This is a genomic window from Paraburkholderia sp. BR10923 (genome assembly GCF_040948765.1).
In the GTDB taxonomy this organism is placed as follows: domain Bacteria; phylum Pseudomonadota; class Gammaproteobacteria; order Burkholderiales; family Burkholderiaceae; genus Paraburkholderia; species Paraburkholderia youngii.
In genome coordinates this window covers 1-255 of record NZ_JBFPKO010000235.1, presented here as the reverse complement: position 1 = coordinate 255, position 255 = coordinate 1, and the positions used below count along the sequence as shown (strand labels likewise).

The 255-nt window shown below is 62.0% G+C and carries 1 pseudogene; it reads right to left on the bottom strand.

Going from position 1 to position 255, the window contains the following annotated elements:
• Nucleotides 1-255 (bottom strand): annotated as a pseudogene (locus AB3X94_RS42265) (4-hydroxy-2-oxovalerate aldolase); the annotation flags it as partial.

Here is a 255-nt window from a genome sequence, read left to right as displayed (position 1 = left end):
CGCGGAAGCGGTCGCGCACATCGTTCATCGTCAGTGCGCCGCCCGAATCGACTACGTAGATGCAGGTCGCGCCATAGCTCTCCATCTTCTTCGCTTCGATGGCAAGGTTCTCCGGCGTGGTCATGTGGCTCATCATCAGGAAGCCGACGGTGTCCATGCCGAGTTCGCGCGCGTATTCGATGTGCTGCTTCGAAATGTCCGCTTCCGTGCAGTGCGTCGCCACGCGCACTACGCGTGCGCCCGCGTTGTACGCAG